This window comes from Aeromonas sp. s7(2024), assembly GCF_040907825.1.
GTDB classification, from domain to species: domain Bacteria; phylum Pseudomonadota; class Gammaproteobacteria; order Enterobacterales; family Aeromonadaceae; genus Aeromonas; species Aeromonas veronii.
In genome coordinates this window covers 13,522-39,611 of record NZ_JBFOCM010000035.1, presented here as the reverse complement: position 1 = coordinate 39,611, position 26,090 = coordinate 13,522, and the positions used below count along the sequence as shown (strand labels likewise).

General features: G+C 56.3%; 23 protein-coding genes and 2 tRNA genes. 9 read left to right on the top strand and 16 right to left on the bottom strand.

What is annotated here, in order from left to right:
* From AB5Y73_RS14435 to AB5Y73_RS14405, 7 genes are read left to right on the top strand one after another with little or no spacing between them, the layout of a single operon-like run.
* On the top strand, window positions 1–2,211 hold the full coding sequence (locus AB5Y73_RS14435; RefSeq protein WP_107682536.1) for a chemotaxis protein CheA: 2,211 nt from the start codon (window positions 1–3) through the stop codon (window positions 2,209–2,211).
* 10 nt (window positions 2,212–2,221) lie between these two features.
* Window positions 2,222–4,147 carry a methyl-accepting chemotaxis protein gene (locus tag AB5Y73_RS14430; protein WP_058057307.1) on the top strand — a complete coding sequence of 642 codons (1,926 nt, stop codon included), beginning with the start codon at window positions 2,222–2,224 and terminating at the stop codon, window positions 4,145–4,147.
* A gap of 12 nt (window positions 4,148–4,159) precedes the next feature.
* On the top strand, window positions 4,160–4,729 hold the full coding sequence (locus tag AB5Y73_RS14425) for a chemotaxis protein CheW (RefSeq protein WP_042080654.1): 570 nt from the start codon (window positions 4,160–4,162) through the stop codon (window positions 4,727–4,729).
* 43 nt (window positions 4,730–4,772) lie between these two features.
* The gene (locus tag AB5Y73_RS14420) at window positions 4,773–6,527 is read left to right on the top strand and encodes a methyl-accepting chemotaxis protein (RefSeq protein WP_181497562.1); all 1,755 of its coding nucleotides are present in this window, start codon (window positions 4,773–4,775) and stop codon (window positions 6,525–6,527) included.
* Between the two features lie 57 nt (window positions 6,528–6,584).
* Window positions 6,585–7,388, top strand: coding sequence for a protein-glutamate O-methyltransferase CheR (locus AB5Y73_RS14415; protein ID WP_005349557.1), 804 nt, complete (start codon window positions 6,585–6,587; stop codon window positions 7,386–7,388).
* Between the two features lie 3 nt (window positions 7,389–7,391).
* Window positions 7,392–7,883 (top strand): chemoreceptor glutamine deamidase CheD, encoded by a 492-nt coding sequence (cheD, locus tag AB5Y73_RS14410; RefSeq protein WP_005338793.1) that lies wholly within the window; start codon window positions 7,392–7,394, stop codon window positions 7,881–7,883.
* The gene (locus AB5Y73_RS14405; protein WP_005338795.1) at window positions 7,880–8,938 is read left to right on the top strand and encodes a chemotaxis response regulator protein-glutamate methylesterase; all 1,059 of its coding nucleotides are present in this window, start codon (window positions 7,880–7,882) and stop codon (window positions 8,936–8,938) included. The genes cheD and AB5Y73_RS14405 overlap by 4 nt, the downstream gene beginning before the upstream one ends.
* Before the next feature lie 98 nt (window positions 8,939–9,036).
* Here the strand turns inward: AB5Y73_RS14405 and pnp are convergent, their stop codons facing one another.
* The 15 genes from pnp to rlmE form a co-directional block, all read right to left on the bottom strand.
* A complete protein-coding gene (gene pnp / locus AB5Y73_RS14400) occupies window positions 9,037–11,184 on the bottom strand; it encodes a polyribonucleotide nucleotidyltransferase (protein WP_005338796.1) in 2,148 nt (715 codons plus the stop codon).
* Between the two features lie 168 nt (window positions 11,185–11,352).
* Window positions 11,353–11,622 (bottom strand): 30S ribosomal protein S15, encoded by a 270-nt coding sequence (gene rpsO / locus AB5Y73_RS14395; RefSeq protein WP_005338797.1) that lies wholly within the window; start codon window positions 11,620–11,622, stop codon window positions 11,353–11,355.
* 144 nt (window positions 11,623–11,766) lie between these two features.
* Entirely contained in the window at window positions 11,767–12,717 is a 951-nt protein-coding gene (gene truB / locus AB5Y73_RS14390) for a tRNA pseudouridine(55) synthase TruB (protein ID WP_005338798.1), read from the bottom strand.
* A 1-nt stretch (window position 12,718) separates the two neighbouring features.
* Window positions 12,719–13,156, bottom strand: coding sequence for a 30S ribosome-binding factor RbfA (rbfA, locus tag AB5Y73_RS14385; protein WP_005338799.1), 438 nt, complete (start codon window positions 13,154–13,156; stop codon window positions 12,719–12,721).
* Window positions 13,157–13,211: 55 nt separating this feature from the next.
* Window positions 13,212–15,905, bottom strand: coding sequence for a translation initiation factor IF-2 (gene infB, locus AB5Y73_RS14380; protein ID WP_005338806.1), 2,694 nt, complete (start codon window positions 15,903–15,905; stop codon window positions 13,212–13,214).
* A 20-nt stretch (window positions 15,906–15,925) separates the two neighbouring features.
* Window positions 15,926–17,428: a transcription termination factor NusA gene (nusA, locus tag AB5Y73_RS14375; RefSeq protein ID WP_005338808.1), complete on the bottom strand. Its 1,503-nt coding sequence runs from the start codon at window positions 17,426–17,428 to the stop codon at window positions 15,926–15,928.
* Window positions 17,429–17,442: 14 nt separating this feature from the next.
* Complete coding sequence (gene rimP, locus AB5Y73_RS14370) at window positions 17,443–17,901, bottom strand: ribosome maturation factor RimP (protein ID WP_005338809.1); 459 nt, start codon at window positions 17,899–17,901, stop codon at window positions 17,443–17,445.
* A 166-nt stretch (window positions 17,902–18,067) separates the two neighbouring features.
* Window positions 18,068–18,144: transfer RNA gene (locus AB5Y73_RS14365), tRNA-Met, on the bottom strand.
* Window positions 18,145–18,236: 92 nt separating this feature from the next.
* Window positions 18,237–18,321: transfer RNA gene (locus tag AB5Y73_RS14360), tRNA-Leu, on the bottom strand.
* A gap of 7 nt (window positions 18,322–18,328) precedes the next feature.
* Window positions 18,329–18,655, bottom strand: a complete 327-nt coding sequence (gene secG, locus AB5Y73_RS14355) for a preprotein translocase subunit SecG (RefSeq protein WP_005338811.1) — start codon at window positions 18,653–18,655, stop codon at window positions 18,329–18,331.
* Entirely contained in the window at window positions 18,656–19,420 is a 765-nt protein-coding gene (gene tpiA, locus AB5Y73_RS14350) for a triose-phosphate isomerase (protein WP_107682538.1), read from the bottom strand.
* 131 nt (window positions 19,421–19,551) lie between these two features.
* Window positions 19,552–20,886, bottom strand: coding sequence for a phosphoglucosamine mutase (glmM, locus tag AB5Y73_RS14345; protein WP_005338823.1), 1,335 nt, complete (start codon window positions 20,884–20,886; stop codon window positions 19,552–19,554).
* 15 nt (window positions 20,887–20,901) lie between these two features.
* Window positions 20,902–21,747 carry a dihydropteroate synthase gene (folP, locus tag AB5Y73_RS14340; RefSeq protein ID WP_107682539.1) on the bottom strand — a complete coding sequence of 282 codons (846 nt, stop codon included), beginning with the start codon at window positions 21,745–21,747 and terminating at the stop codon, window positions 20,902–20,904.
* A 59-nt stretch (window positions 21,748–21,806) separates the two neighbouring features.
* Window positions 21,807–23,753: an ATP-dependent zinc metalloprotease FtsH gene (gene ftsH / locus AB5Y73_RS14335; protein ID WP_005343537.1), complete on the bottom strand. Its 1,947-nt coding sequence runs from the start codon at window positions 23,751–23,753 to the stop codon at window positions 21,807–21,809.
* A 45-nt stretch (window positions 23,754–23,798) separates the two neighbouring features.
* Window positions 23,799–24,428, bottom strand: a complete 630-nt coding sequence (gene rlmE, locus AB5Y73_RS14330; protein ID WP_005338828.1) for a 23S rRNA (uridine(2552)-2'-O)-methyltransferase RlmE — start codon at window positions 24,426–24,428, stop codon at window positions 23,799–23,801.
* 97 nt (window positions 24,429–24,525) lie between these two features.
* Here rlmE and yhbY point away from each other — a divergent pair, with 97 nt between their 5' ends.
* Both yhbY and AB5Y73_RS14320 read left to right on the top strand, forming a co-directional pair.
* Window positions 24,526–24,822 carry a ribosome assembly RNA-binding protein YhbY gene (gene yhbY / locus AB5Y73_RS14325; protein WP_005338829.1) on the top strand — a complete coding sequence of 99 codons (297 nt, stop codon included), beginning with the start codon at window positions 24,526–24,528 and terminating at the stop codon, window positions 24,820–24,822.
* A 103-nt stretch (window positions 24,823–24,925) separates the two neighbouring features.
* The gene (locus tag AB5Y73_RS14320; RefSeq protein ID WP_107682540.1) at window positions 24,926–25,507 is read left to right on the top strand and encodes a PilZ domain-containing protein; all 582 of its coding nucleotides are present in this window, start codon (window positions 24,926–24,928) and stop codon (window positions 25,505–25,507) included.
* Between the two features lie 76 nt (window positions 25,508–25,583).
* Here the strand turns inward: AB5Y73_RS14320 and greA are convergent, their stop codons facing one another.
* Window positions 25,584–26,060 carry a transcription elongation factor GreA gene (gene greA / locus AB5Y73_RS14315; protein ID WP_005338833.1) on the bottom strand — a complete coding sequence of 159 codons (477 nt, stop codon included), beginning with the start codon at window positions 26,058–26,060 and terminating at the stop codon, window positions 25,584–25,586.
* Window positions 26,061–26,090 lie beyond the last annotated feature (30 nt).

Sequence of the window (26,090 nt, the reverse complement as noted above, 5' to 3'; positions counted from 1 at the left end):
GTGAGCATCGATCTTGATCAGGCTTTACAAACCTATATCGCCGAGGCACGCGAGTTGCTTGAAGAGATGGAGTCAGCCCTTCTATCACTGGAATCGGACCCTGACAATAGCGAGCTGATTGGAGCCATCTTCCGTGCTGCTCATACCATCAAGGGGTCGGCTGGCCTGTTTGGTCTGCAACCAATAGTCGGGTTTACCCATATTGTCGAGGATCTGCTAGACCAGATCCGCAATCAGCAGCTCACCGTCACCTCTCCTCTAATCAAGGACCTGCTGGAAAGCTGTGACCACATCCAGACGCTCATCAGTGTCGTTGCAGAACAGGGCAGCACCTTAAGCGAGGGCGATGCCAACCAGGATGAACGGCTGAGGCTCACTCTCACCCGTCATCAATGCGCCCCCCATGCCAGGCTGCCAGATACGGTGCATACACCTGAACCAAAAATCGAAAAAGAGGGAGGCATGACCAGCTCAGCCTCCTTGTGGCATATCTCCCTGCGTTTTGGCCCCGATGTGCTGCGCAATGGCATGGATCCGGCCGCATTTCTGCGCTATCTCGGCACACTAGGAACCATATGCTCGGTGGAGACCATCCATCAGGCGCTACCGGATTGGGAGCAGTTCGATCCGGAGAATTGCTACCTAGGCTACGAGATAGACTTCGACTCGCAGGCAGACAAGACGGCCATCAGCGATGTTTTTGAATTTGTTAGAGATGACTGCCAGATCACCATTTTGCCGCCCCACAGCAAGATCACCGAGTTCATCAACCTGATCGAGTCGCTGCCGGAAGATAGCTCCATGCTGGGGCAGTTGCTGGTCAACACAGGCGCTTTGACCGCAGAGGAGTTAGCAAACGGTCTGCAGGCACAGCAAGCGACCCCGGCTGAGCAAGCGCCCAAACTCGGGGAGATCCTGATTGCGCAGGGAGCCGTCAATGAAGCCGTAGTCGATGCCGCCCTGAAAAAGCAGAACCAGACCAAGGAGAGCAAGAGTAAAGAGGGTCGTTACGTCAGGGTGCATGCCGACAAGCTGGACGATCTGATCAATCTGGTCGGGGAGTTGGTAGTCGCCAGTTCAGGAGCCAATCTGCTGGCCCAACGCACTCGCGAAAGCCAACTGCAGGAAGCCACCTCAGTCATTGCCATGCTGGTGGAAGAGATCCGCGACAGTGCACTGCGCCTGCGAATGGTGCCTATCGGCGATACCTTCAACCGCTTCCAACGGGTGGTGCGCGATGTCAGTCAGGAACTGAACAAGGATATCACTCTGGTGATCTCCGGAGCCGAGACTGAACTGGACAAATCGGTGGTAGAGAAGATCGGCGATCCGCTGATGCATCTGGTCAGAAACTCGATGGATCATGGTATCGAATCGGCAGAGCAACGGCTGCTGGCAGGCAAACCCCCCCGTGGCACCCTGAATCTCAATGCCTATCACGACTCCAACAGTATCGTCATCGAAATTCGGGATGATGGAGCTGGTCTCAACAAAGCCAGGATCCAGCAAAAAGCCATCGAGCGCGGTCTGATCAGCCCAACCACCACGCTGACGGATCAGGAGATATACAACCTGATCTTCGAGCCGGGGTTCTCTACCGCCGAGGCGATAACCAACCTCTCCGGTCGCGGGGTGGGCATGGATGTCGTCAAACGCAACATCACTGCCCTGCGCGGCACGGTCGATCTGGACAGCATCCCGGGAAAAGGAACCCGTGTGCAGATCCGCCTGCCGCTCACCCTTGCCATCATCGACGGCTTCCTGGTGCGAGTCTGCGACACCCACTACGTCATTCCCCTCGATATGGTGATCGAGTGCGTTGAATTGACCCAGAGTGCACTGTCCGATACCCAGGGTCGCAATTACATCAATTTGCGTGGCGAGGTGCTGCCCTTTATCCGCCTGCAACACTACTTCGATACCAATGGCAGCAAAGGAAGGCGCGAGAACATTGTCGTGGTCAGCCATGCAGGCAAAAAATCCGGACTGGTGGTGGATGAACTGCTGGGAGAATTCCAGACCGTCATCAAACCGTTGGGGAAATTGTTCCAGCGCCTGCAGGGCATCAGTGGTTCAACCATTCTGGGGGGGGGAGAGGTAGCCCTGATCCTCGACATTCCTTCTCTGATCCAGCACGCAATCACTCAGGAATCCTGTCAGCTCAACAGGTTGACAGTGTCGCGCAACCTGCCTCAATCCAGCATCAACTGAGGGGACCATCATGTTAAAAAATTCCACCATCAAATTGCGTCTTATTGTACTGCTCTGCATGCTCTGCCTACTGCTGCTGGCCGTTGGCAGCCTCGGGTTATACAACATGCAGAGCAGCAATACCGGGTTGCAGCGCGTTTACAACGACAGGGTGGTTCCCCTTAAGCAGCTGAAGACCATCTCCGACAGCTATGCCGTCTCGATCATCGACAACCTCAACAAGGCCAATGCGGGGCTGATCCCGGCAGAAGAGGCTTTGAAGCAGATACAACAGGCACAGCAGACAATCAAAAACGAGTGGCATCACTACCAGTCCACCACTCTCACACCAGATGAACAGCGTTTGTCAGCCGAGGCGACAACCCTGTTCAACGCGGCCGATACCGATATTGGCAAGCTGGAGAAATACCTCGCCACCCAGCACGGCATGATTACTGGCATGCTGAACACTTTTGACGGTGCCCTCTATGGCTCCATCGACCCGATAGGCAACAAAATCACCGAGCTGGTCAACCTGCAGCTCAATGTGGCCAAGTCGGAATATACCGCAGCGCAATCCTGGTATGACGTCATGCTGATAACCATGGCGGTGGTTATCGCGGTCGGCATTGCACTCGCAGCCTGGTTTGGCACGCTGCTAATCAAAAGCATCATCACCCCCATCGAACAGGCTCTGCGCGTGGCCAATAGTCTGGCCGATGGCAATCTGGATGTATCGATCCAGATAGACTCCAACGATGAAGCGGGTCAGCTCTTGATGGCGATGGATAACATGGTCAAGAAACTGGGGGCCTTGATCACGGATATCGAGACCTTGGTCACCGCCGCTGTCGAACAGGGCGACTTCAGCCACAAGATTGCGCTGGATGATCGTCAAGGATATATCAAGCGGGTATCCGAGCTGCTGAATCGCCTCTCCCATGTGACAGATACCAGCCTGGAAGATGTGATGCGCATTGCCACCGCGCTCTCCAAGGGTGACCTGACCCAACGGATCGATGAGCCCTATCCAGGAATTTTTGGCCAGACCAAAGACGGCCTAAACCGGACCATCACTGCGCTGACCAATATCATCGAAGAGGTACGCAACGCCGCCGACAACCTGACCAATGCCTCCAATCAGGTGAGCAATACGGCGCAGGCATTGAGCCAGGCCACCAGCGAGCAAGCAGCCAGCGTTGAAGAGACCAGTGCCTCTATCGAGCAGATGAGCGCCAGCATCAATCAGAACACCGAGAACGCCAAGATCACCGACAGCATGGCCAGCAACTCGGTGCTGGAGGCCACAGAAGGGGGCCAATCCGTTCAACAAACGGTGACCGCCATGCAGCAAATCGCCAAGAAAGTCAGCATCATCGACGACATTGCCTACCAGACCAACCTGCTTGCCCTCAACGCCGCCATTGAGGCGGCTCGCGCCGGAGAGCATGGCAAAGGCTTCGCGGTGGTTGCTGCCGAGGTGAGAAAACTGGCAGAACGCAGCCAGATCGCTGCGCAGGAGATTGGCGAGCTCTCCTCCGACAGCGTCAGCAAGGCAGAGCGGGCTGGCAACCTGCTGGAGAGGATCGTCCCCTCCATTCGCAAGACCTCTGACCTGGTACAAGAGATCAATGCCGCCTCAGGTGAACAGGCCAGCGCAGCCAACCAGATCAGTCTGGCCATGAACCAGCTTAATCAGGTGACACAGCAGAATGCGGCCAGCAGCGAGGAGCTGGCGGCCACGGCCGAAGAAATGAGTTCACAAGCCAGCGAACTGCAGCAAACCATGGCCTTTTTTGCTCTGGAACAAAGTGCACAGCTCAACACCAGGCCCCATGAAACCGGCCACAAGGGCATGCCTCCCAGAGGCAGTTTCATCGCCCCCCCACAACGGGCCAGCCAGCCCAATCAACCATCATCCCATTCCATTGATGACGCGGATTTTGTCCGCTTTTAACCGGAGGCGACCATGCATACATCCACCGACATCACGGTGCCATCAGCGGCCGCTGACGAGAGCAGTGGCGATGCCCAGTACCTGACATTTCTGATCAACAACGAGATGTTCGCCATCAATATTCTGGGGGTCAAAGAGATCATCGAATACGGCAATATCACTCCGGTTCCGATGATGCCGGGTTTTATTCGCGGCGTAATCAACCTCAGAGGAGCGGTAGTGTCGGTCGTAGACTTGAATGCCCGCTTTGGCAATGCACCTTCGGTCATCACTCGCCGCAGTTGCATCGTCATTATTGAGGGGGTGGCCCCGCAGGGCGATGAACCTGTAGGTCAGGATATTGGCGTTGTGGTGGATTCCGTATCGGAAGTACTGGGTATCCCACAAGCAGATATCGAGCCCCCACCCAGTTTTGGTGCCCGCATCCGGGCCGATTTCATCAGTGGCATGGGCAAGGTCAACGGCAAATTCGTCATCCTCATCGATACCGGAAAAGTGTTGTCACTCGATGAGATGGCTCAACTCAACGAACTGGCCCAGCCACAGGCAAGGTTGCCACAAGGCAACCTGCAACCCTCCTGAACAGGCCTCCATACTCCACGACATGCAGCATAAGGAAACGCTCATGACCCAATCACTCTTAGGAAAACTCTTCGGAGACAATGCCACCGAAGTGAGGCAGCGGACCCTGTTACTCGACGCAATCGGCCAACTGCAACACGCAGTCCTGGCAGAGCAGGTTCCAGCACCACTCGATCTTTCCGGTATGGATAGCCCCTTGCGTGAAGTAGGACATGCCATCAACGAGGTGGTCACCTTGCTCAGTGACAAGCTGGAACAGAGCCGCAACGACATTAAAAAGAACCAGGTGTTGCTCCATGAGAACCAGCTGGTTCGCAAAGCCCTCGACTGCGCCAGCACCAACGTGATGATTGCCGATACCAACCTCGACATTATCTATATGAACGAGGCAGTGACCGGCATGCTCAATCAGGCCGAGACCGACATCAAGAAAGAGCTATACAGCTTCAACGCCAATCAGCTGATGGGCGCCAACATCGACAGCTTTCATAAAAATCCCGACCATCAGCGCGCCATGCTGGCCAAACTCAACAGCACCTACCGTACCCAGATCCAGCTGGGGGGGCGCACCTTCTCCCTGATCGCCAATCCGGTCTTCAACGATACCGGTGAACGGTTGGGATCCGTGGTCGAATGGGCCGACAGAACCAAGGAGGTGATGATAGAGAAAGAGATGTCCGACATTGTGCAGGCCGTGATCAATGGCGAGCTGCACCGCAGGATGGAACTTACTGGCAAGAGCGGCTTCTTTCAGGCGATGGGAGAAGGGATCAACCAGATTGCCGAAGTGATCGACAGCACCCTCAACGACGTCATCCGGGTCGTGCAATGTCTGGCAAAAGGTGACCTGACCCAACAGATTGAGGCGGACTACCCTGGCGTGTTTGGCACCACCAAGGATGCGCTCAACAAAACTATCGCTTCGCTCACCAACATCGTCACCGAAGTGCGCGGCGCCTCTGACAACCTCTCCAGTGCCGCCGAGCAGGTAAGCGCGACCGCCCAGTCGATCAGCCAATCCAGCAGTGAACAGGCCTCCAGCATGGAGGAGACCAGCGCCTCCATCGAGCAGATGAGCGCCAGCATCAACCAGAATACCGACAATGCCCAGGTCACCGATGGCATGGCCAGCAAGGCAGCCAAAGAGGCCGTAGAGGGAGGAGAAGCGGTCAAACTGACTGTGGATGCCATGAAGCAGATCGCCAGACGGATTGGCATCATCGATGACATCGCCTACCAGACCAATCTGCTGGCACTCAACGCAGCTATCGAAGCGGCGCGGGCTGGCGATCACGGTAAGGGCTTTGCCGTAGTGGCGGCGGAGGTGCGCAAACTGGCCGAACGCAGCCAGGTGGCAGCACAGGAGATTGGCGAGCTGGCCTCCAGCAGTGTCGAGATGGCGGAAAAAGCAGGTCGTTTGCTGGATCAGATGGTTCCTTCAATCAACAAGACCTCGGATCTGGTGCAGGAGATCAGTGCCGCTTCGGTAGAGCAATCCACCGGTGTCAGCCAGATCAATCAGGCCATGAACCAGCTGAGTCAGGTTACCCAGCAGAACGCTTCTTGCAGCGAAGAGCTGGCTGCCACAGCAGAAGAGATGAGCAGCCAGGCTGAACAGCTGCAGCTGGCCATGGAATTCTTTACCCTGGAGGTCCACGCCAAAGAAGGTAAAGCAGCCACCTCGCATCTTCACCCCAATACCCGAGGTCGCTTCATGAACGAGAGCAATGCCAACAGTCGGGAACGAGCCGCCACAGTCCAACGCCCCACGGGCGATGGCGATTTTGTCCGGTTCTAGTCACGGGAGAGGCGCTGCCTCTCCCATCTCCGACAACACAGGTAGAGGGACAGTTTTTTGTATCAAACCCAGCTGCATGATGATGAGTTCTCCCGTTTCCAACGCTGGCTTCATCAAACGGCGGGGATAGAGCTGTCTCCTGCCAAGAAGGCGCTGGTGGCCAGCCGCCTGGCGAAACGCCTCTGCCACTATGAGCTGGATAGTTATGACGACTATTTCCAGCTCATCATGAACGATCGCAGCAGCGAACTGCAGCTGGCGCTTGATCTCCTTACCACCAACGAAACCTACTTTTTTAGGGAGCCCAAACACTTCGAGTTCCTGACGCGGGAGATAGTCTCAGCGCTCCCGCCCGAGCAATCGCTGCGGGTCTGGAGCGCTGCCAGCTCATCCGGCGAGGAGCCCTACAGTCTGGCCATGACCCTCGCGGAAAAACGCAGCACCTTCAACTGGGAGATCCTGGCCTCCGATATCTCGTCCCGGGTGCTGGAACAGGCGATGAGCGGTCGCTACCCCATCGAGCGGGCGCAAAATATTCCACTGCCCTTTTTGATGAAATATTGCCTCAAGGGTGTGGGCCTGCAGGAGGGCATCTTCATCATCGATCGCAAGTTGCGGGACAAGGTGCAGTTCATGCAGATCAACCTCAATCAGGATCTGCCGGACATCGGCATGTTTGACGTCATCTTCATCAGAAACGTGATGATCTACTTCAACAAGGAGACCAAAGGGCAAGTATTGCAGCGGCTGGTACCCAGACTCAAACCCGGTGGCTACCTGCTGGTGAGCCACGCCGAGAGCCTGCATGGCCTGCACCACGGCCTGCAGCTTGTCTCGCCTTCCATCTATCAGAAGAGATAAGTCATGACTCGGGAGGTGATCCTGCAACCGGGAGAGCTCTTTTTTGGCAAGGAGGATGTGGTGGTCAGAACCGTACTGGGCTCCTGTATTGCCATCACCTTGTGGCATCCGGAGCAGAAACAGGGAGGAATGTGTCACTACATGCTGCCAAGTCGGCGCAATCCCTCTGCCAAGCTGGATGGGCGCTATGCCGATGAGGCCCTCGCCTTGCTGCTGCAAGCGGCCAGTCATTATCCTGCCCCCATCCATGAATATGAGGCCAAGTTGTTCGGGGGTGGCAACATGTTTACCGAGCCTCAATACGCACAGAGCGACAACAATGTCGCCGCCAAAAATATTCAGGCAGCCTGGCAGCTGACCCGACACCTTGGCCTTGATATCAAGGCTCATCATCTTGGCCATAGCGGCCACCGAAGCTTGCTCTTTGAGCTCAGCAACGGCAGTGTCTGGCTCCGCCATCATCGTCTGCCACATCAACGGGAGTCGCGAGAATGAAGCAGATCCGGGTCATGCTGGTGGATGATTCCGCCGTGGTCAGACAGGTATTGCAAGCGGTGCTGGAGCAGGAGCCTGATATCCGGGTGATCGCCACAGCATCGGATCCCCTGTTTGCCCAGGAAAAACTGAAGAAAGAGTGGCCTGACGTCATAGTGCTCGATGTGGAGATGCCCCGTATGGATGGCATCACCTTTCTCACCAAGATCATGGCAGAGCATCCCACCCCGGTGGTGATCTGCTCCTCCCTCACCGAAAAGGGGGCCGAGACAACCTTGCAGGCAATGGCTGCCGGCGCGGTGGACATCATCACCAAGCCGACCATGGGGATAAAAAGCTTTCTGCAAGAATCTGCCCACGACCTGGCTATGGCAGTACGTGCTGCGGCCCAGGCCAATCTCAAGCGCGTGGGCAAGCCCTCCTCTGTGCCGGTCAGCACCAAACTCAACGCAGATGCCATGCTGGCGCCCAACCAGCACGCCATGGCACAAACCACCGAGCGGCTCATCGCCATCGGCACCTCGACCGGCGGTACCCAGGCGCTGGAAGCCGTGCTGACAGCCTTGCCCCGGGTCAGCCCCGGCATTGTCATAGTGCAGCACATGCCAGAGAAATTTACCGCCATGTTTGCAGAACGCCTGAACGGGGTCTGCCAGATAGAAGTGCGGGAGGCGAGGAACAATGACCGGGTGATACCGGGGTTGGCGCTGATTGCCCCCGGCGGCAAGCATATGCTGCTCAAGCGCAGCGGTGCCTACTATCACGTCGAGGTAGTCGACGGGCCGCTTATCAACCGCCATCGCCCCTCGGTAGATGTGCTGTTTCGCTCCGTCGCCAAATATGCCGGCAAGAATGCCACCGGCATCATCATGACCGGTATGGGGGATGACGGAGCCCGGGGATTGCGCGAGATGCTGGATGCGGGTGCCAACACCTATGCCCAGGATGAGGCCTCCTGCGTGGTCTTCGGCATGCCCAAGGAGGCGATCAAGCTGGGAGCAGCCCGCCATGTACTTCCCTTGCAAGAGATGCAGTACGCCATCCTCGGCAAGTAATCCCTTATTGCGCGTTTTGACCATAAAAAAATCCGGCTCCCATTGGGGAGCCGGATTTTTTACATCAACCGGAACCTATCCGGTATCAGGCGAGCAGATTACTCTGCAGCAGGCGCTTCTTCTGCGGCCGGAGCGGCGTCAGCAGCAGGTGCAGCTGCTTCGGTCGGGGCGTTCGCTTCCTTGATGGAGAGACGTACGCGGCCCTGACGGTCCACTTCCAGTACCTTCACCTTGACTACGTCACCGATGGTCAGGTGGTCAGCCACGTTCTGCACGCGAGCGTCGGTGATCTGGGAGATGTGTACCAGACCATCTTTGCCCGGCAGAATGTTGACGAATGCACCGAAATCGGCCAGACGAACAACTTTACCTTCATAGATGCGGTTCACTTCGATCTCGGCGGTGATGGCCTCGATGCGACGGATCGCTTCCATGGCGGCTTCGTTGGCCACGGCGGAGATACGTACAGTACCGTCATCATCCAGCTCGATGTTGGTGCCGGTCTCTTCGGTCAGCGCACGGATCACGGAACCACCCTTACCGATCACGTCCTTGATCTTCTCGGGATTGATCTTGATGGTGTGGATACGCGGTGCGAAATCGGAAATCTGGGCACGGGGAGCCTGGATAGCTTCGTCCATCACTTTCAGGATGTGCAGACGAGCGCCACGAGCTTGCTTCAGCGCAATCTCCATGATCTCTTTGGTGATGCCTTCGATCTTGATGTCCATCTGCAGCGCGGTCACACCTTCGGTGGTACCGGCTACTTTGAAGTCCATGTCGCCCAGGTGATCTTCGTCACCCAGAATGTCGGACAGCACGACGAAACCTTCTTCTTCCTTCACCAGACCCATGGCGATACCGGCAACGGAGGCCTTGATCGGCACACCGGCATCCATCAGCGCCAGAGAGGAACCACAGACAGACGCCATGGAGGAGGAGCCGTTGGATTCGGTGATTTCAGAGACCACGCGCACCACGTACGGGAACTCGGCGGCGCTCGGCATCACGGCAGCAACGCCGCGCTTGGCCAAACGGCCGTGACCGATTTCACGGCGCTTCGGGCTACCCATCATGCCGGTCTCACCGACACAGTATGGCGGGAAGTTGTAGTGCAGCATGAAGCGATCGGCACGGTTGCCGGTCAGCTCGTCGATGTTCTGGGCGTCACGCTCGGTACCCAGAGTGGCGACCACGATGGCCTGAGTTTCACCACGGGTGAACAGGGCAGAGCCGTGAGCACGGGGCAGAATACCGGTACCTACGCTCAGGGCGCGGATCATTTCCGGATCGCGACCATCGATACGCGGCTCACCACGTACTACGCGACCACGAACGATGCGGCTTTCCAGGCTGTGGAACTCTTCGCCGATCTTCTTGGCATCTTCTTCCACGCCGGAAGCGATAACTTGCTCAACCACACGACCCTTGATGGCCGCGATGGTTTCGTAACGAACTGCCTTCTCGGTGATGCGGTAGGCTTCACCCAGTTCGGCGCTCGCCAGCTCGGCAACCTTGGCTTTCAGAGCTTCGTTGACGGCAGGCGGAGTCCAGTCCCACGGCTTGGTGCCGACGGCAGCGGCAAACTCGTTGATCGCATTGATCACGGTCTGCATCTGCTCGTGACCGTATACCACGGCGCCCAGCATCACTTCTTCGGAGAGGATGGCAGCTTCGGACTCAACCATCAGCACGGCATTGGCAGTACCGGCAACCACCAGATCCAGATCGCTCTGCGGCAGTTCGGTGGTGGTCGGGTTCAGCACATACTGACCGTTCATGTAACCCACGCGAGCAGCACCGATCGGGCCACCAAACGGGATACCGGAGATGGCCAGTGCAGCAGAGGCACCGATCATGGCAACGATGTCGGGGGATACGGCCGGATTCACGGACATTACGGTCGCAACGACCTGAACCTCATTGAGGAAGCCTTCCGGGAACAGCGGACGAATAGGACGGTCGATCAGACGGGAGATGAGGGTCTCGCCTTCGCTCGGACGGCCTTCACGACGGAAGAAACCACCGGGGATACGACCAGCAGCATAGGTACGCTCCTGGTAGTTGACGGTCAGCGGGAAGAAATCACGGCCGTGATCGGCCTCTTTCTTGCCGACTACGGTCACAAATACGCAGGTATCGTCCATGCTGACCATAACGGCCGCAGTGGCTTGACGGGCCATCACACCGGTTTCCAGAGTGACGGTGTGTTGACCGTACTGGAATGACTTTACAATAGGATTCACGTGAATTTCCTTTTTTACAATTTGGCTCTTTAAATTCGCGCACAAGTATACTTGATTCGATGCAAAAGGTAAGCGGTGACGCGAATTCTGTGAGGCAGGCAACGGCTTGAAGAGCAATAAAAAAGGGGAACCTGACGGTTCCCCTTTTTCGCGAAATCTGATGGTCGATTAACGACGCAGACCCAGCTTGGCGATCAGAGCAGCATAACGCTCGGAATCTTTACGCTTCAGGTAGTCCAGCAGCTTACGACGCTGGGAAACCATGCGCAGCAGACCGCGACGACCGTGGTGGTCCTTGGAGTGCTCTTTGAAGTGACCTTGCAGATGGTTGATCTGGGCAGTCAGCAGGGCAACTTGCACTTCGGGGGAACCGGTGTCGTTTGCGCAACGAGCGTTGTCAGCAACGATTTGAGCTTTGATCTCAGCATTTAGAGACATGGTAATACTCCAGTAGAGTGTTTAAAGGTTCACAGCCAATCTCTAATTCAGCCGTGAAATGAGGGCGGTATCATAATCGTCCCCGCCCCTTTTCGCAACGATAAAGAGGCGAAACGGGAAAGACGCGCTGATACCGCCTGAGGATCACTCCTCGTCGTGATAACGCACTAGTCGCTTGGGGGCGACGCGGCCATCATCATCAATCTCGCCAACCCCGATGAACTCGCGCTCCGGGCCAACCGTCATGCGAACCTGACCGCTTTGCGGCGCACCCGCCACCTGCACGGCCTGGCCCTGATTCACATAGGCAGCCACAACCGCCAGCATGTTCACCTCGGGCAAGCTTGCCACGGCGGTGTCCATCGGCAGCAACAGCGGATCCAGCTGCTCGCGCGGCGGGATACTCTCGGCCTTGGCCTGCTCGAAGATGCACTCGAGTTGCTCCAAGGTCAGCATACGCTCGTACGGATAGCTGGCCACCTGGGTACGGCGCAACTGGGTCACGTGGGCGCCACAGCCCAGCACTTCACCCAGATCATCCACCAGAGAGCGGATGTAGGTGCCTTTGCTGCAGTGCACTTCAAGGCGCACTTCATCACCTTCGAAGCTCAGCAGTTTGAGCTCAAATACGGTGATGGGACGGGCTTCTCGCTCGATCTCGATGCCTTCACGGGCATATTCGTAGAGCGGGCGGCCGTTGTGCTTGAGCGCGGAGTACATGGAGGGCACCTGCATGATGGGGCCGCGGAACTGGTCCAGCGCCTCGATCAGGGTACCGACAGCCACGTTCACCGGACGGGTGGAGACCACCTCACCATCGGAGTCGCTGGTGTTGGTGCGCTCGCCCAGTTTGGCGGTCACCTCATAGCGCTTGTCCGCTTCCAGCAAATACTGGGAGAACTTGGTGGCCTCGCCGAGGCAGATCGGCAGCATGCCGGTCGCCAGCGGATCCAGTGCGCCGGTGTGACCGGCCTTGGCGGCGTTGTAGATGCGCTTGACCTTCTGCAACACATCGTTGGAGGTCAGGCCGGTCGGCTTGTCCAGCAGCAGAATGCCGTGCACATCACGGCCCTTGAAACGACGTCTTCGGGTCATCTCAGGCTTTATCCTCAGTCGTGTCATCCGGTGCGGATTCAGCTTCTTCGTCACGGCCGGATTCGGCCATGCGACGCTTGTCTTCACGCACAGTGTTGGTCACCAGGTTGGAGAGACGCATCCCCTCGACCAGGGTCTGGTCGTAGTAGAAACGCAGCTCGGGCACCACGCGCAGACGCATGGCACTGCCCAGCAGACTACGGATATATCCGGCTGCTTCGGTCAGACCCTGCAAGCCTTCCTTGATACGCTCGGCATCATTTTCCAGCTGCAAGAAGGTGACGTAAATCTTGGCATAGTTGAGGTCACGGGACACTTCCACATCGGAAACGGTCACCATGCCGATGCGCGGGTCTTTCACCTCGCGCTGCAGGATCAGCGCGATTTCACGCTGGATCTGCTGTCCGACCCGACGGGTCCGGCTGAATTCTCTGGCCATATTCTATCCTGCGATAAAAGGGGGCCGCGGCCCCCTATTTTGTCTAACTCTCGGCTTACAGAGTCCGTTGGATTTCAACAGTCTCGTAAACTTCGATCTGGTCGCCTTCGCGCACGTCGTTGTAGTTCTTGACCGCGATACCACACTCGTAGCCGTTGCGAACTTCGTTGACGTCATCCTTGAAGCGGCGCAGGGATTCCAGCTCACCTTCATAGATAACCACGTTGTCACGCAGAACGCGGATACGGTTGGAACGCTTGACCACACCTTCGGTAACCATACAGCCGGCAACTGCGCCGAACTTCGGAGACTTGAAGACGCTACGCACTTCAGCCAGACCGATGATCTCCTGACGATACTCAGGGGCCAGCTTGCCGCTCATGGCCTGCTTCACTTCGTCGATCAGGTCATAGATGACGGAGTAGTAACGCAGATCCAGGCTCTCGGATTCGATGACCTTGCGCGCAGATGCGTCGGCACGGACGTTGAAACCAACCAGGATGGCGCTGGAAGCAGCAGCCAGGGTCGCGTCGGTTTCGGTGATACCACCTACGCCGGAACCCACGATCTTCACCTTCACTTCGTCGGTGGAGAGTTTGACCAGCGCATCGCAGATCGCTTCCACAGAACCTTGTACGTCGGCCTTGATCACCACGTTCACTTCGGACACTTCGCCCTCGGTCATGTTGGCGAACATGTTTTCCAGCTTGGCCTTCTGCTGGCGAGCCAGCTTGACTTCGCGGAACTTGCCCTGACGATAGAGCGCCACTTCACGGGCTTTCTTCTCGTCACGGACAACGGTGGCTTCGTCACCGGCAGAGGGAACGCCGGACAGACCCAGGATTTCCACCGGCAGGGACGGACCCGCTTCCTTGATCTCGCGACCCAGTTCGTCACGCATGGCGCGAACACGGCCGTACTCGAGACCACACAGAACGATGTCGCCCTGACGCAGAGTACCTTCTTGTACCAGTACGGTAGCAACCGGACCACGACCTTTATCCAGGAAGGATTCGATCACGACGCCATTGGCCATGCCGTCAACCACCGCTTTCAGCTCCAGTACTTCAGCCTGGATCAGGATGGCTTCCAGCAGGTCGTCGATGCCTTCGCCAGACTTGGCGGATACGTGCACGAACTGGCAGTCTCCACCCCAATCTTCGGACATGACGTTGTAACGGGCCAGTTCGGTCTTGACGCGATCCGGATCCGCTTCCGGCTTGTCGATCTTGTTGACCGCCACAACCAGCGGCACACCGGCAGCCTTGGCGTGCTGGATAGCTTCGATGGTTTGCGGCATCACGCCGTCGTCAGCTGCAACAACCAGAACAACGATATCGGTCGCCTTGGCACCACGAGCACGCATGGAGGTAAACGCCGCGTGACCCGGGGTATCCAGGAAGGTGATCATGCCACTGTCAGTCTGGACGTGGTAAGCACCGATATGCTGGGTAATACCACCGGCTTCGCCAGCAGCAACCTTGGCTTTACGAATGTAGTCGAGCAGCGAGGTCTTACCGTGGTCAACGTGACCCATGATGGTCACGACCGGTGCGCGCGGCTTGGCTTCGGAGGTCTCGTCACGATCGGACAGTACCGCCTCTTCCAGCTCGTTCTCACGACGCAACACAACCTTGTGACCCATCTCCTCGGCGACCAGCTGAGCGGTCTCCTGATCGATCACCTGGTTGATGGTGGCCATGGCACCCATCTTCATCATCACCTTGATGACTTCAACGCCCTTGACGGCCATCTTGTTGGCCAGCTCGGCCACAGTGATGGTCTCGCCGATGACGACGTCGCGGTTCACCACGGCAGCCGGCTTGTTGAAGCCGTGCTTCATGGCGTTCGGCATGGCGACCTTGCCGCGCTTGCCTTTGCGGGCACGCGGGTTGCGAGAGTCGCGATCATCTTCACGACGACCGGCTTTCTTCGGTGCCTTGGCAGCTGCGGCAGTGCGGCGGCTGGTCTCTTCTTTCCGATCCAACTCGTCTTCTGCGGCTTGCGCATGCTTGTTGGTGGTCAGATGGTAGTCGCTGCTCTCTTTGGCGCGAGCGGCCTCTTCTTCAGCCCAGCGGGCTGCGTTCTGTTCCGCCATGAGACGAGCCTCTTCGGCTTTCTTCGCGGCGAGTTCTTCAGCTTTTTTCAAAGCTGTTTGTTCCTGTTGGCGCTTCAGTTCTTCTGCTTCGCGCTTGGCCATCTTTTCTGCCTCTTGCTGAGCTGTGCTACTGGCTGCTTTGGCGGGCTGTGAAGCCTGTCGAGCCTTTGATTGTGCCTCGATCCGCGCCTTTTCCTCAGCTTCACGACGAGCTTGCTCAGCCTCACGGCGAGCCTTCTCTTCAGCTTCGAGGCGAGCCTTCTCTTCGGCCTCGCGACGAGCTTTTTCTTCTGCTTCCAAACGCGCTGTTTCCTCGGCTTCCGCCTGACGCTGTTCATCTTCCAGCGCCGAGCGTCTTACATAGGTGCGAGACTTGCGCACTTCTACCTGCACTTCCTTGTTCTTGCCGCCAGTCCCCTGAACACTGATGGTGCTCTTGGTCTTGCGCTGCAAGGTCATGCGGGCAGGAGCGGCGACCTCGTCACCTCCATGCTGTTTCTTCAGGTGTGCCAGCAGGGCCTGTTTCTCAGACTCGCTGACCATGTCGTCGGCCTTGCTCTTGCTGATACCGGCATCGACAAACTGCTGGAGAAGACGATCAACCGGTGTGTCGATGTCAGTGGCAAGTTGTTTGACTGATACTTCTGCCATTCATTTTCCTCCGTTTGATCTTACTCGGACTGCTCTTCTCCGAACCAACAGATATTGCGAGCAGCCATAATGAGCTCACCTGCCTTCTCGGCAGTCAGCCCTTCAATATCAGCAAGGTCATCGATACCTTGCTCAGCCAAATCTTCCAGAGTGCCCACGCCACGGCCCGCCAGAGCGTAAGCCAGTTCGCGGCTCAGACCGTTCAGATTGAGCAGCTCTTCGGACGGCTCAACGCCATCGAAAGACTCTTCTTTGGCCAGTGCCTTGGTAGTCAGGGCATCTTTGGCGCGCTTGCGCAGCTCTTCGACCATGTCTTCATCCAGACCGTCGATAGCCAGCAGCTCGTTAACCGGTACAAAGGCGATCTCTTCCAGGGTAGAGAAGCCCTCTTCCATCAGCAGACCGGCGAAATCGTCGTCGATGTCCAGGGTGCTGGTGAACAGGTTCATGATGCGGTCGTTTTCGGCCTGGTGCTTGGCACGCATGTCCTCAACGGTCATCACGTTCAGTTCCCAACCGGTCAGCTGGGAGGCCAGACGCACGTTCTGACCATTGCGACCGATGGCCTGAGCCAGGTTGGCAGCTTCCACGGCGATATCCATGGTGTGGTTGTCTTCATCAACGATGATGGAGGCCACATCGGCAGGTGCCATGGCATTGATCACGTACTGGGCCGGGTTGTCATCGTACAGCACGATGTCGGCACGCTCACCGCTCAGCTCGGCGGAGACAGCTTGCACACGGGCGCCACGCATACCGATACAGGCACCGATCGGGTCGATACGACGATCGTTGGTCTTCACCGCGATCTTGGCGCGGGAACCCGGATCACGGGCAGCGCCCATGATTTCGATCATCTCTTCACCGATCTCCGGTACTTCGATACGGAACAGCTCTTTCAGGAAGTCCGGGCTGGAACGGCTGACAAACAGCTGGGAACCACGGGCTTCCGGACGCACTGCATAGAGCAGGCCACGGACACGGTCGCCCGGGCGGAAGGTTTCACGCGGCAGCATGTCATCACGGAAGATCACGGCTTCAGCATTGCTGCCCAGATCCAGAATGACGTTGTCGCGGTTGCTCTTCTTGACCACACCACTGATGATGGTGCCTTCTTTATCTTTAAACTGATCAACTACTTGTGAACGCTCGGCTTCGCGCACTTTCTGCACGATAACCTGCTTGGCGGTCTGGGTAGTGATACGGTCGAAGGTCACAGAGTCGATCTGGTCTTCAACATACTCACCGATCTGGATTTCCGGCTGATCAATTTGTGCCGCTTCCAGGGTGATTTCAGCATAGGGGTTCTCCATCGCGGCTTGATCCGCAATGACTACCCAGCGGCGATAAGTGTCGTAGTCACCGGTCTTGCGATCGATTTCGACCCGAACTTCAATCTCGCCTTCATATTTCTTCTTGGTCGCAGTCGCCAGCGCGGTTTCCAGAGCCTGGAAGATCTTCTCGCGGGGTACCGCTTTCTCGTTGGATACTGCGTCAACGACCAGCAAAATCTCTTTATTCATATCCGATAGCCTCGTTAACCAAAGTTCGGCACTATGTTCGCTTTTTGGATATTGGTGAAAGCCAACACGTCGTCCTTACCATCTACTGTCAGGGTGATCATGTCGCCTTGCACAGCTTTGATTACGCCTTTGAACTTGCGGCGGTTGTTTGTTGCCATCCGAAGCGTTACCGCCGCCTCTTGGCCAACGTATTTTTCGAAATGGGCAACCTTGAACAGGGGACGATCCAGGCCAGGGGAGGATACCTCGAGGTAATACTCCTCGGTGATGGGATCTTCGACGTCCATGATGGCGCCAACCTGATGGCTGACCTCAGCACAGTTCTCGACAGTCACACCCTGCTCGCCGTCGATATAGACACGCAAGGTGGAGTGTTTACCCGCACGGATAAACTCAATACCCCAAAGTTCAAAACCCAAGGCAACGACCGGAGCCTCGAGCAGATCGGTCAAACGTTGTTCCAACGTAGCCAAAGTCACCCTCCGAAAAACAAAAAAAGGGCATAAAGCCCAGATAGATATCGATTCAGAGTAAATTGCACATAACAAAAAGCCCCGATGTCAAATCGGGGCTTGGCGCTTTACCCTGATTGTCGCCTCGCAGCGACCGCCTTCCTGAGCGTAGGAAATGCGTGAAATTTGGTTGCGGGGGCCGGATTTGAACCGACGACCTTCGGGTTATGAGCCCGACGAGCTACCATGCTGCTCCACCCCGCGTCCGAAATCGTGCGAGATTATAGCCACTTCACTCTCTAGATACAAGACTGACTGGCTATAATACACTCGGCTTCCCGAGCTCACTGCTTAATTGGTGCCGTGGGCGGGACTCGAACCCGCACACCCTAGAGCACTACCCCCTCAAGATAGCGTGTCTACCAATTCCACCACCACGGCAAAACTCTTATTCGGGAACGTCAGTATCTTTCTTCACTGGCGCTTTGGTCTGCTCAACCTGTTGGGTTTGTTGCAGATTTTCCCATTCACTACCCTGCTTTACCTTGTTGCTGGACATAGATCCGAGCACCAGGCTGATAACGAAAAACAGAGTAGCCAAAATTGCTGTTGTTCGGGTCAGGAAACTGCCTGAACCACCGGAGCCGAATACTGTGTTCGATGCCCCTGCGCCGAAGGAGGCGCCCATATCAGCCCCTTTACCTTGCTGAATCATCACCAGACCAATCAGAGCCAGTGAAACCAGCAGATAAACGACTAAAAGAATCTCGTACATTTAACTTGCACCCTTTGCCGCTTCAACAATTCCTAAAAACGCATCGCTATCGAGGCTTGCTCCGCCAATCAGTCCGCCATCAATGTCGGGCTGTGCAAACAAATCTCTCGCGTTGCTCGGCGTTACGCTCCCACCATAGATGATTCTAACTTTTTCACCTATTACCGGAGTATCCTCCGCCAAGCGACCACGTATAAAGGAATGAACCTCTTGTGCCTGCTCGGGTGTGGCGCATTTACCTGTACCTACAGCCCAAATCGGCTCGTAGGCGATGATAGCATTATCGAAAGCCATCGCGCCATTTTTCTCTATGACGATATCCAGCTCTTCAGCGATCACCTCAAAGGCTCTTCTCGCCTGCCTAGCCGCACCTGATTCACCTAAACAGAGGATGGGAATCAAGCCTGCCGCTCTGGCTGCCGCAAACTTCTCTGCGACGATAAAACTGGTCTCACCAAAGAGACGCCTACGCTCGGAGTGCCCTACCAATACGTAACGACACCCTGCCTCTACCAGCATCCGACACGAGATTTCTCCAGTGTAAGCGCCAGTCGCGTGCTGACTCACATTCTGAGCCCCCAACTTTATTACCTTCTGCTCATTGAGCAGTGAAGCGCTAAAGTCGAGATGCACATGGGAAGGACAGAGAACCACATCTACTTTTCCGTCAACGCCGTTTAGGCACTGACTCGTAAACTGCTCTAATTGCGACCTACTACCGTGCAACTTCCAGTTGGCTGCTACAAACGGCTTGCGATGTCCCATCGGCAACTCCCTTGCGAAAGCGGGGCTGATAATATCCAGAGGATGCTCAGCTGACAAGTGCTATTTTTAAATTTTTGAATCGTTTGAACAAGATACAACCAGGGCGGCTAAAAAGCCGCCCTGGTTGTTCATTAAAACGCCGATTCAACCTGCTTGGCGATGCGCTGAGCCATGTCACGCACCTGCTGTTCATGCTCCCCTTCGACCATGACCCGGATCAGCGGTTCGGTACCTGATTTACGCAACAGTACGCGACCACGACCAGCCAGCTCCTGTTCCACCTTGGCAACCTCAGCCATGACAGCATCCGCAGCCAGCGGATCCTTGCCTTCGGCAAAGCGAACATTCACCAGCACCTGCGGGAACTTGCTCATGCCGGAGCGCAGCTTGGCAAGCGGCATCTCGGCACTGCGCATGGCGGTAAGCACCTGCAAGGCGGCTACGATGCCATCACCCGTAGTGGTCTGATCCAGACAGATTATGTGGCCGGAGTTCTCGCCACCGATACGCCAGCCCTTCTCTTCCATCATCTCCAGCACATAGCGGTCACCCACCTTGGCACGGGCAAACGGGATGCCCAGTGTTTGCAGCGCCAGCTCCAGACCCATGTTGGCCATCAGGGTGCCGACGACACCGCCTTTGAGGCGACCATTGCGCAGAGCATCGCGCGCGATGATATAGAGCACTTCATCACCGTCGATGAGATAGCCGGTGTGGTCAACCATGATCAGACGGTCACCATCACCATCAAAGGCAACCCCCAGATCAGCCTTGCACTCCAGTACCTTGGCAACCAGAGCGTCAGGCGCAGTCGAACCGACCCCATCGTTGATGTTGAGGCCATCCGGGGCGCAGCCCATGGTGATCACTTCGGCACCCAGCTCTCGGAAAACCGACGGCGCAATGTGGTAAGTGGCGCCGTGGCCACAGTCGACCACCATTTTCACCCCATCCAGATTCATGTGGGAAGGGAAGGTGCTCTTGCAGAATTCGATATAGCGACCGGCGGCATCATCAATGCGCACTGCTTTGCCAAGTTCGGCCGACTCGACACACTTGAGCTCGTGATCCAGCTCGGCTTCGATAGCCAGCTCGACATCATCAGGCAGCTTGGTGCCATCGGCGGAGAAGAACTTGATGCCGTTGTCATAGAAGGGGTTGTGGGAAGCGCTGATGACGATGCCAGCTTCGGCACGGAAAGTGCGAGTCAGGTAGGCAACCGCCGGCGTGGGCATGGGACCCATCAGAATGGCCTTGAGGCCTGCCGCAGAGAGCCCCGCTTCCAGCGCGGATTCCAGCATGTAACCGGAGATGCGGGTATCTTTTCCAATCAGCACCTTTTTGGTGCCCTTCTTGGAGAGCACCTTGCCGGCAGCCCAACCCAATTTCATTACAAAATCAGGAGTGATCGGGTATTCGCCAACCTTGCCACGCACACCATCGGTACCGAAATACTTTCTTGCCATTGTCTGTTCTCTTTATTATCTGGAAATAAAATCTTGTCCCGTCATTGCCAGCCAACCGACGCGCAATGCGTCGATGGTCTCCCTTACATCGTGTACCCTGATGATGCGAGCCCCATGCTGCATACCGATAAGGGCGCATGCCAGACTGCCCGCCAGACGCTCATCCACCGGACGGCCCAGCAAGTTGCCTATCATAGACTTTCGCGACATCCCCACCAATAGCGGCAAGCCATAATCAAGCAACTCCTGTTGAGCCGCCAACAGCTGATAGTTGTGTGCAAGGGTCTTGCCAAAGCCATATCCCGGATCCAGCAACAGCTCTTCACGACGGATCCCGACCGCCAGGCAAGCCGCAATACGCTCATCAAAGAAGGCGCGTACCTCCCCGATCAGGTCGTCATAGTGCGGCTCGACCTGCATGGTTCGCGGCTGACCTTGCATGTGCATCAGGCAGACAGGAACAGCAGCTTCGGCCGCGGCTTGCAGTGCTCCAGGTTCTTGCAGTGCCCGCACATCGTTGATCAGATGGGCACCCGCCTTGCAACCCTCCCGCATCACAGCAGCTTTGGAGGTATCGAGGGAGATCATCACATCCAGCTCACGGGCCATCTGCTCTACGACAGGAATGACCCTGTCCAGCTCCTCCTGCTCGCTCACATCGGGCGCACCAGGGCGGGTTGACTCGCCACCGATGTCGATGAGGGTCGCACCGTCAGAGACCATCTGGCGCGCATGGGCCATTGCCCGTTCAAACTGGTTGAAATTACCGCCATCGGAGAAGGAGTCGGGCGTCACATTGAGGATCCCCATCACATGGGGACGATCGAGGGAGAGGCTGAGCCCCTTGCTGGTTAACTGCATTTTCACATCCATCTGATAAAGAAAAACCCCGGGCAAGCCCGGGGTTTGGATAGTCACGATTATTTGGCCGGAGCGTCGTTGGCTTTGTCGATAGTGACATCCGCCACCGGTGCAGCCTCATCGGCAGGCTTGGCCTCGGCAGCCACGGTGGAACCGCCTTGCGGGGTATCACCGTGCTCGTCATGCCAGTTGCTCGGAGCACGCACCTCGCGACGCGCCATCAGATCATCGATCTGTTTGGCGTCGATGGTCTCGTACTTCATCAGCGCATCTTTCATGCTGTGCAACACGTCCATGTTATCCAGCAGGATCTGCTTGGAACGGGCGTAGTTGCGGTCGATGACCTGCTTGACCTCGGCATCGATGACACGCGCGGTATCGTCGGACATGTGCTTGGCCTTGGCCATGCTGCGACCGAGGAACACCTCACCATCTTCTTCCGCGTAGAGCATTGGGCCGAGACGCTCGGACATACCCCACTGGGTCACCATCTTGCGTGCAATGTCGGTCGCTCGCTCGATGTCGTTGGAAGCGCCAGTAGAAACCTTCTCGGCACCATAGATCAGCTCTTCTGCCAGGCGACCGCCATACAGGCTGGAGATCATTGACTCCAGATGCTGCTTGGAGTGGCTCCAGCGATCCTGCTCCGGCAGATACATGGTAACACCCAGCGCACGACCGCGCGGAATGATAGAGACCTTGTAAACCGGGTCATGGTCAGGAACGAGACGACCAATGATGGCATGGCCAGCTTCATGATATGCAGTCATCTCTTTCTCGGACTCTTTCATCACCATGGAGCGGCGTTCTGCCCCCATCATGATCTTGTCCTTGGCCTTCTCGAACTCAGCCATGGAGACCACTCGGCGGCTCTCACGGGCAGAGAAGAGGGCTGCCTCGTTGACCAGGTTCGCCAAATCCGCACCGGAGAAACCGGGGGTACCACGGGCAATCAGCGCCGGATTCACGTCATCCGCCAACGGAACTTTGCGCATGTGCACTTTCAGGATCTGCTCGCGACCACGGACATCCGGCAGACCGACCACAACCTGACGGTCGAAACGGCCCGGACGCAGCAGTGCCGGATCCAGTACGTCAGGACGGTTGGTGGCTGCGATGACGATGATGCCTTCATTGCCTTCAAAACCATCCATTTCGACCAACATCTGGTTAAGGGTCTGCTCACGTTCATCGTGACCACCACCCAGACCGGCGCCACGCTGACGACCGACCGCATCAATTTCATCGATGAAGATGATGCAAGGGGAAGATTTCTTGGCCTGTTCGAACATGTCACGCACCCGTGAGGCACCGACACCGACGAACATCTCCACGAAATCGGAACCGGAGATGGTGAAGAACGGCACCTTGGCCTCGCCCGCAATAGCCTTGGCCAGCAAGGTCTTACCGGTACCGGGAGGACCAACCAGCAGCACACCGGTCGGGATCTTGCCACCCAGTTTCTGGAATTTGCTCGGGTCGCGTAGATAGTCGACCAGCTCCTTCACCTCTTCCTTGGCCTCATCGCAACCTGCAACATCAGCAAAGGTGGTCTTGATCTGATCTTCGCTCATCAGGCGAGCCTTGCTCTTGCCAAACGACATGGCACCTTTGCCACCGCCGCCCTGCATCTGACGCATGAAGAAGACCCAGACACCGATCAGCAGCAGCATCGGGAACCAGGAGATGAAGATAGAGGTCAACAGAGACGGCTCTTCCGGCTTCTCACCCATCACTTTGACATTGTGATTGAGCATGTCGTTGAGCAGCTGGGGATCCGGCGCAGGGATAATGGTGGTGAATCGTTCACCAGTACGCTTGACGCCATTAATGACCTTACCGTCCATCCGCACTTCACGGATCTGCTCTTGGGTCACCTCTTTAACGAAGCTGGAATAGTCCAGCTGGCGACTGGTGGTATCGCTGGGGCTGAAGCTATTGAACACCGACATCAAAACGACGGCGATGACCAGCCACAGGATTAAGTTTTTCGCCATGTCACTCAAATCAGTAACCTCGCAGACTGACAGTTAACGATGAAGGTTAGGGTACTACAGTTTAAAACCGGTAGCCACAATGTAGACTTCCCGTGATCTGGCGCGGGATGAGTCTGGTTTACGAATTTTGACAGCGGAGAAAAGTTTACGAATTTCATTGAGATAGGCATCAAAGCCCTCTCCCTGAAACACCTTCACTACGAAACTGCCGTCACTACGCAATACCTGATTGCACATGTCCAGCGCCAGCTCGACCAGATACATGGCGCGAGCCTGATCTACCTGCTGGGTACCGCTCATGTTGGGCGCCATATCAGACATCACGACATCGACCTTGTCGGGACCCACTCGTTCCAGCAAGGCGCCGAGTACAGTTTCCTCCCGAAAGTCCCCTTGCAGGAAATCGACACCAGCAATGGGATCCATCGGCAAAATGTCACATGCGATGACGCGACCCGAATCACCAACCTGTTCAACCGCAAACTGGGACCAACCACCGGGGGCTGCCCCCAAATCCACTACGGTCATGCCATGTTTCAGCAAGCGATCCTTGCCCTGGATCTCGTCAATCTTGAAAACAGCACGAGAACGCAGGCCCATTTTCTGGGCTTTTTTGACGTATTGATCGTCGAAATGTTCTTTTAACCAGCGAGTTGAACTGGGGGAACGTTTTTTCTGGGTCATGATAATCGACTTTAAAAAACCACAAGGGTTATTAGTATTAAGGGCTAAGTGGGGGTAGAATACGCCCCTTTCAACCCTGACTTATGAAGAAATTGCGATGATTCTCAACAATAAACAGAAACAGTACCTCAAGGGCCTTGCCCATAGCCTCAAGCCTGTCGTCCTGCTGGGTCAGCATGGTCTGACCGAAGGTGTACTGGCCGAGATCGATCTGGCACTGAACCATCACGAGCTGATCAAGGTTAAGGTTGCCTCTGAAGATCGCGAAATGAAACAACTGGTTATGGATGCTATCGTCCGTGAAACCGGTTCAATCAAGGTGCAAAGCATGGGTCATGTGCTGACCATCTATCGTCAAGCCAACGAACCCAAAATCCAGCTGCCCCGCAAGTAAAAGGAAAGAGCATCGCTCTTTCCTTATTCCACTTCTTCCCGAGTCGCTTGCCAAAGTAGTCGCAAAGCCCTTAACCTGCGATGAATACTTCCGGACACGCATTATGGCTCACCATCCTATTCTGACCGACGATGAGCTGGCCATGCTGCGGGACTTGGGGAGCAATCAGGACACCCATGTTCTGAGTGGTCACCTCGATGCCCCCATGCTTGGCTTGCTGCAAAAAGCCGAACACCTTGTACTCGAAGCCCGCTTCGCAGGCCATCAGCTGCGTTTTCCCCTGAGCTTTACTCAAGGGGAAGATGGCTTCGTCGAGCCCCGGTTATCTGCACCGGTCATCAGGGAGCTGGGGGTTGCGCAACCGCGCGCCTGGCGTCTCACCCAAAAAGCCAAGCTATGCAGCGAGCTGGGCCTGTTTCAGGTACTCAGCCTCTCCCTCAACGGCCTCATCGTGGAAAATTTGCCAATCGACATGGTGGCCGACACCCCCATCAACGGCGAGCTCTGCATCGAGCAAGAGGCCCCTCTTCCACTGCAGGGACGACTGGTTAGGCGCATTAAAGCCAATGCCGACCATGCCACCTGGGCGCTGAGCTTTCAAATGAGCGAGAGCAACATCGAACGGCTGCGCCACTGGTTGTTTCAGCGTCATCAGGACGCCTTTTCCGAGGCGTATCTGTCCTGATTTTTATCAAAAATCACATAGATAAAGGCAAACAGGGGAGCGCAAGCCCCCCTGTTTCATCTTCTGTAGCATTCGCTTAGATATAAGCGACTTCCAGCACTTCGTATTCCACATCACCGCCCGGGGTCTTGACGATTGCGACATCGTCCACTTCCTTGCCAATCAGGGCCCGGGCAATGGGGGAGTTGACAGAGATGAGGTTCTGTTTGATATCAGCCTCATCATCACCCACGATGCGGTAAACCACCTCTTCCTCTGTCTCGCTCTTGAGCAGAGTCACAGTCGCGCCAAAAATAACGCGGCCGTTGTTGGTCATCTTGGTGACATCGATCACCTGCGCATTGGAGAGCTTGGCTTCAATCTCCTGAATGCGGCCTTCACAGAACCCCTGCTGCTCGCGAGCGGCATGGTATTCGGCGTTTTCCTTCAGATCACCGTGCTCACGGGCATCGGCAATCGCTTCGATAATCTGGGGACGAAGCTCGGTCTTGAGATAATCGAGCTCTTCGCGCAGCTTCTCAGCGCCGCGAACAGTCATCGGAGTATGATTCATAGTCGAAACCTGGGTTGCTTGAAAATAGAA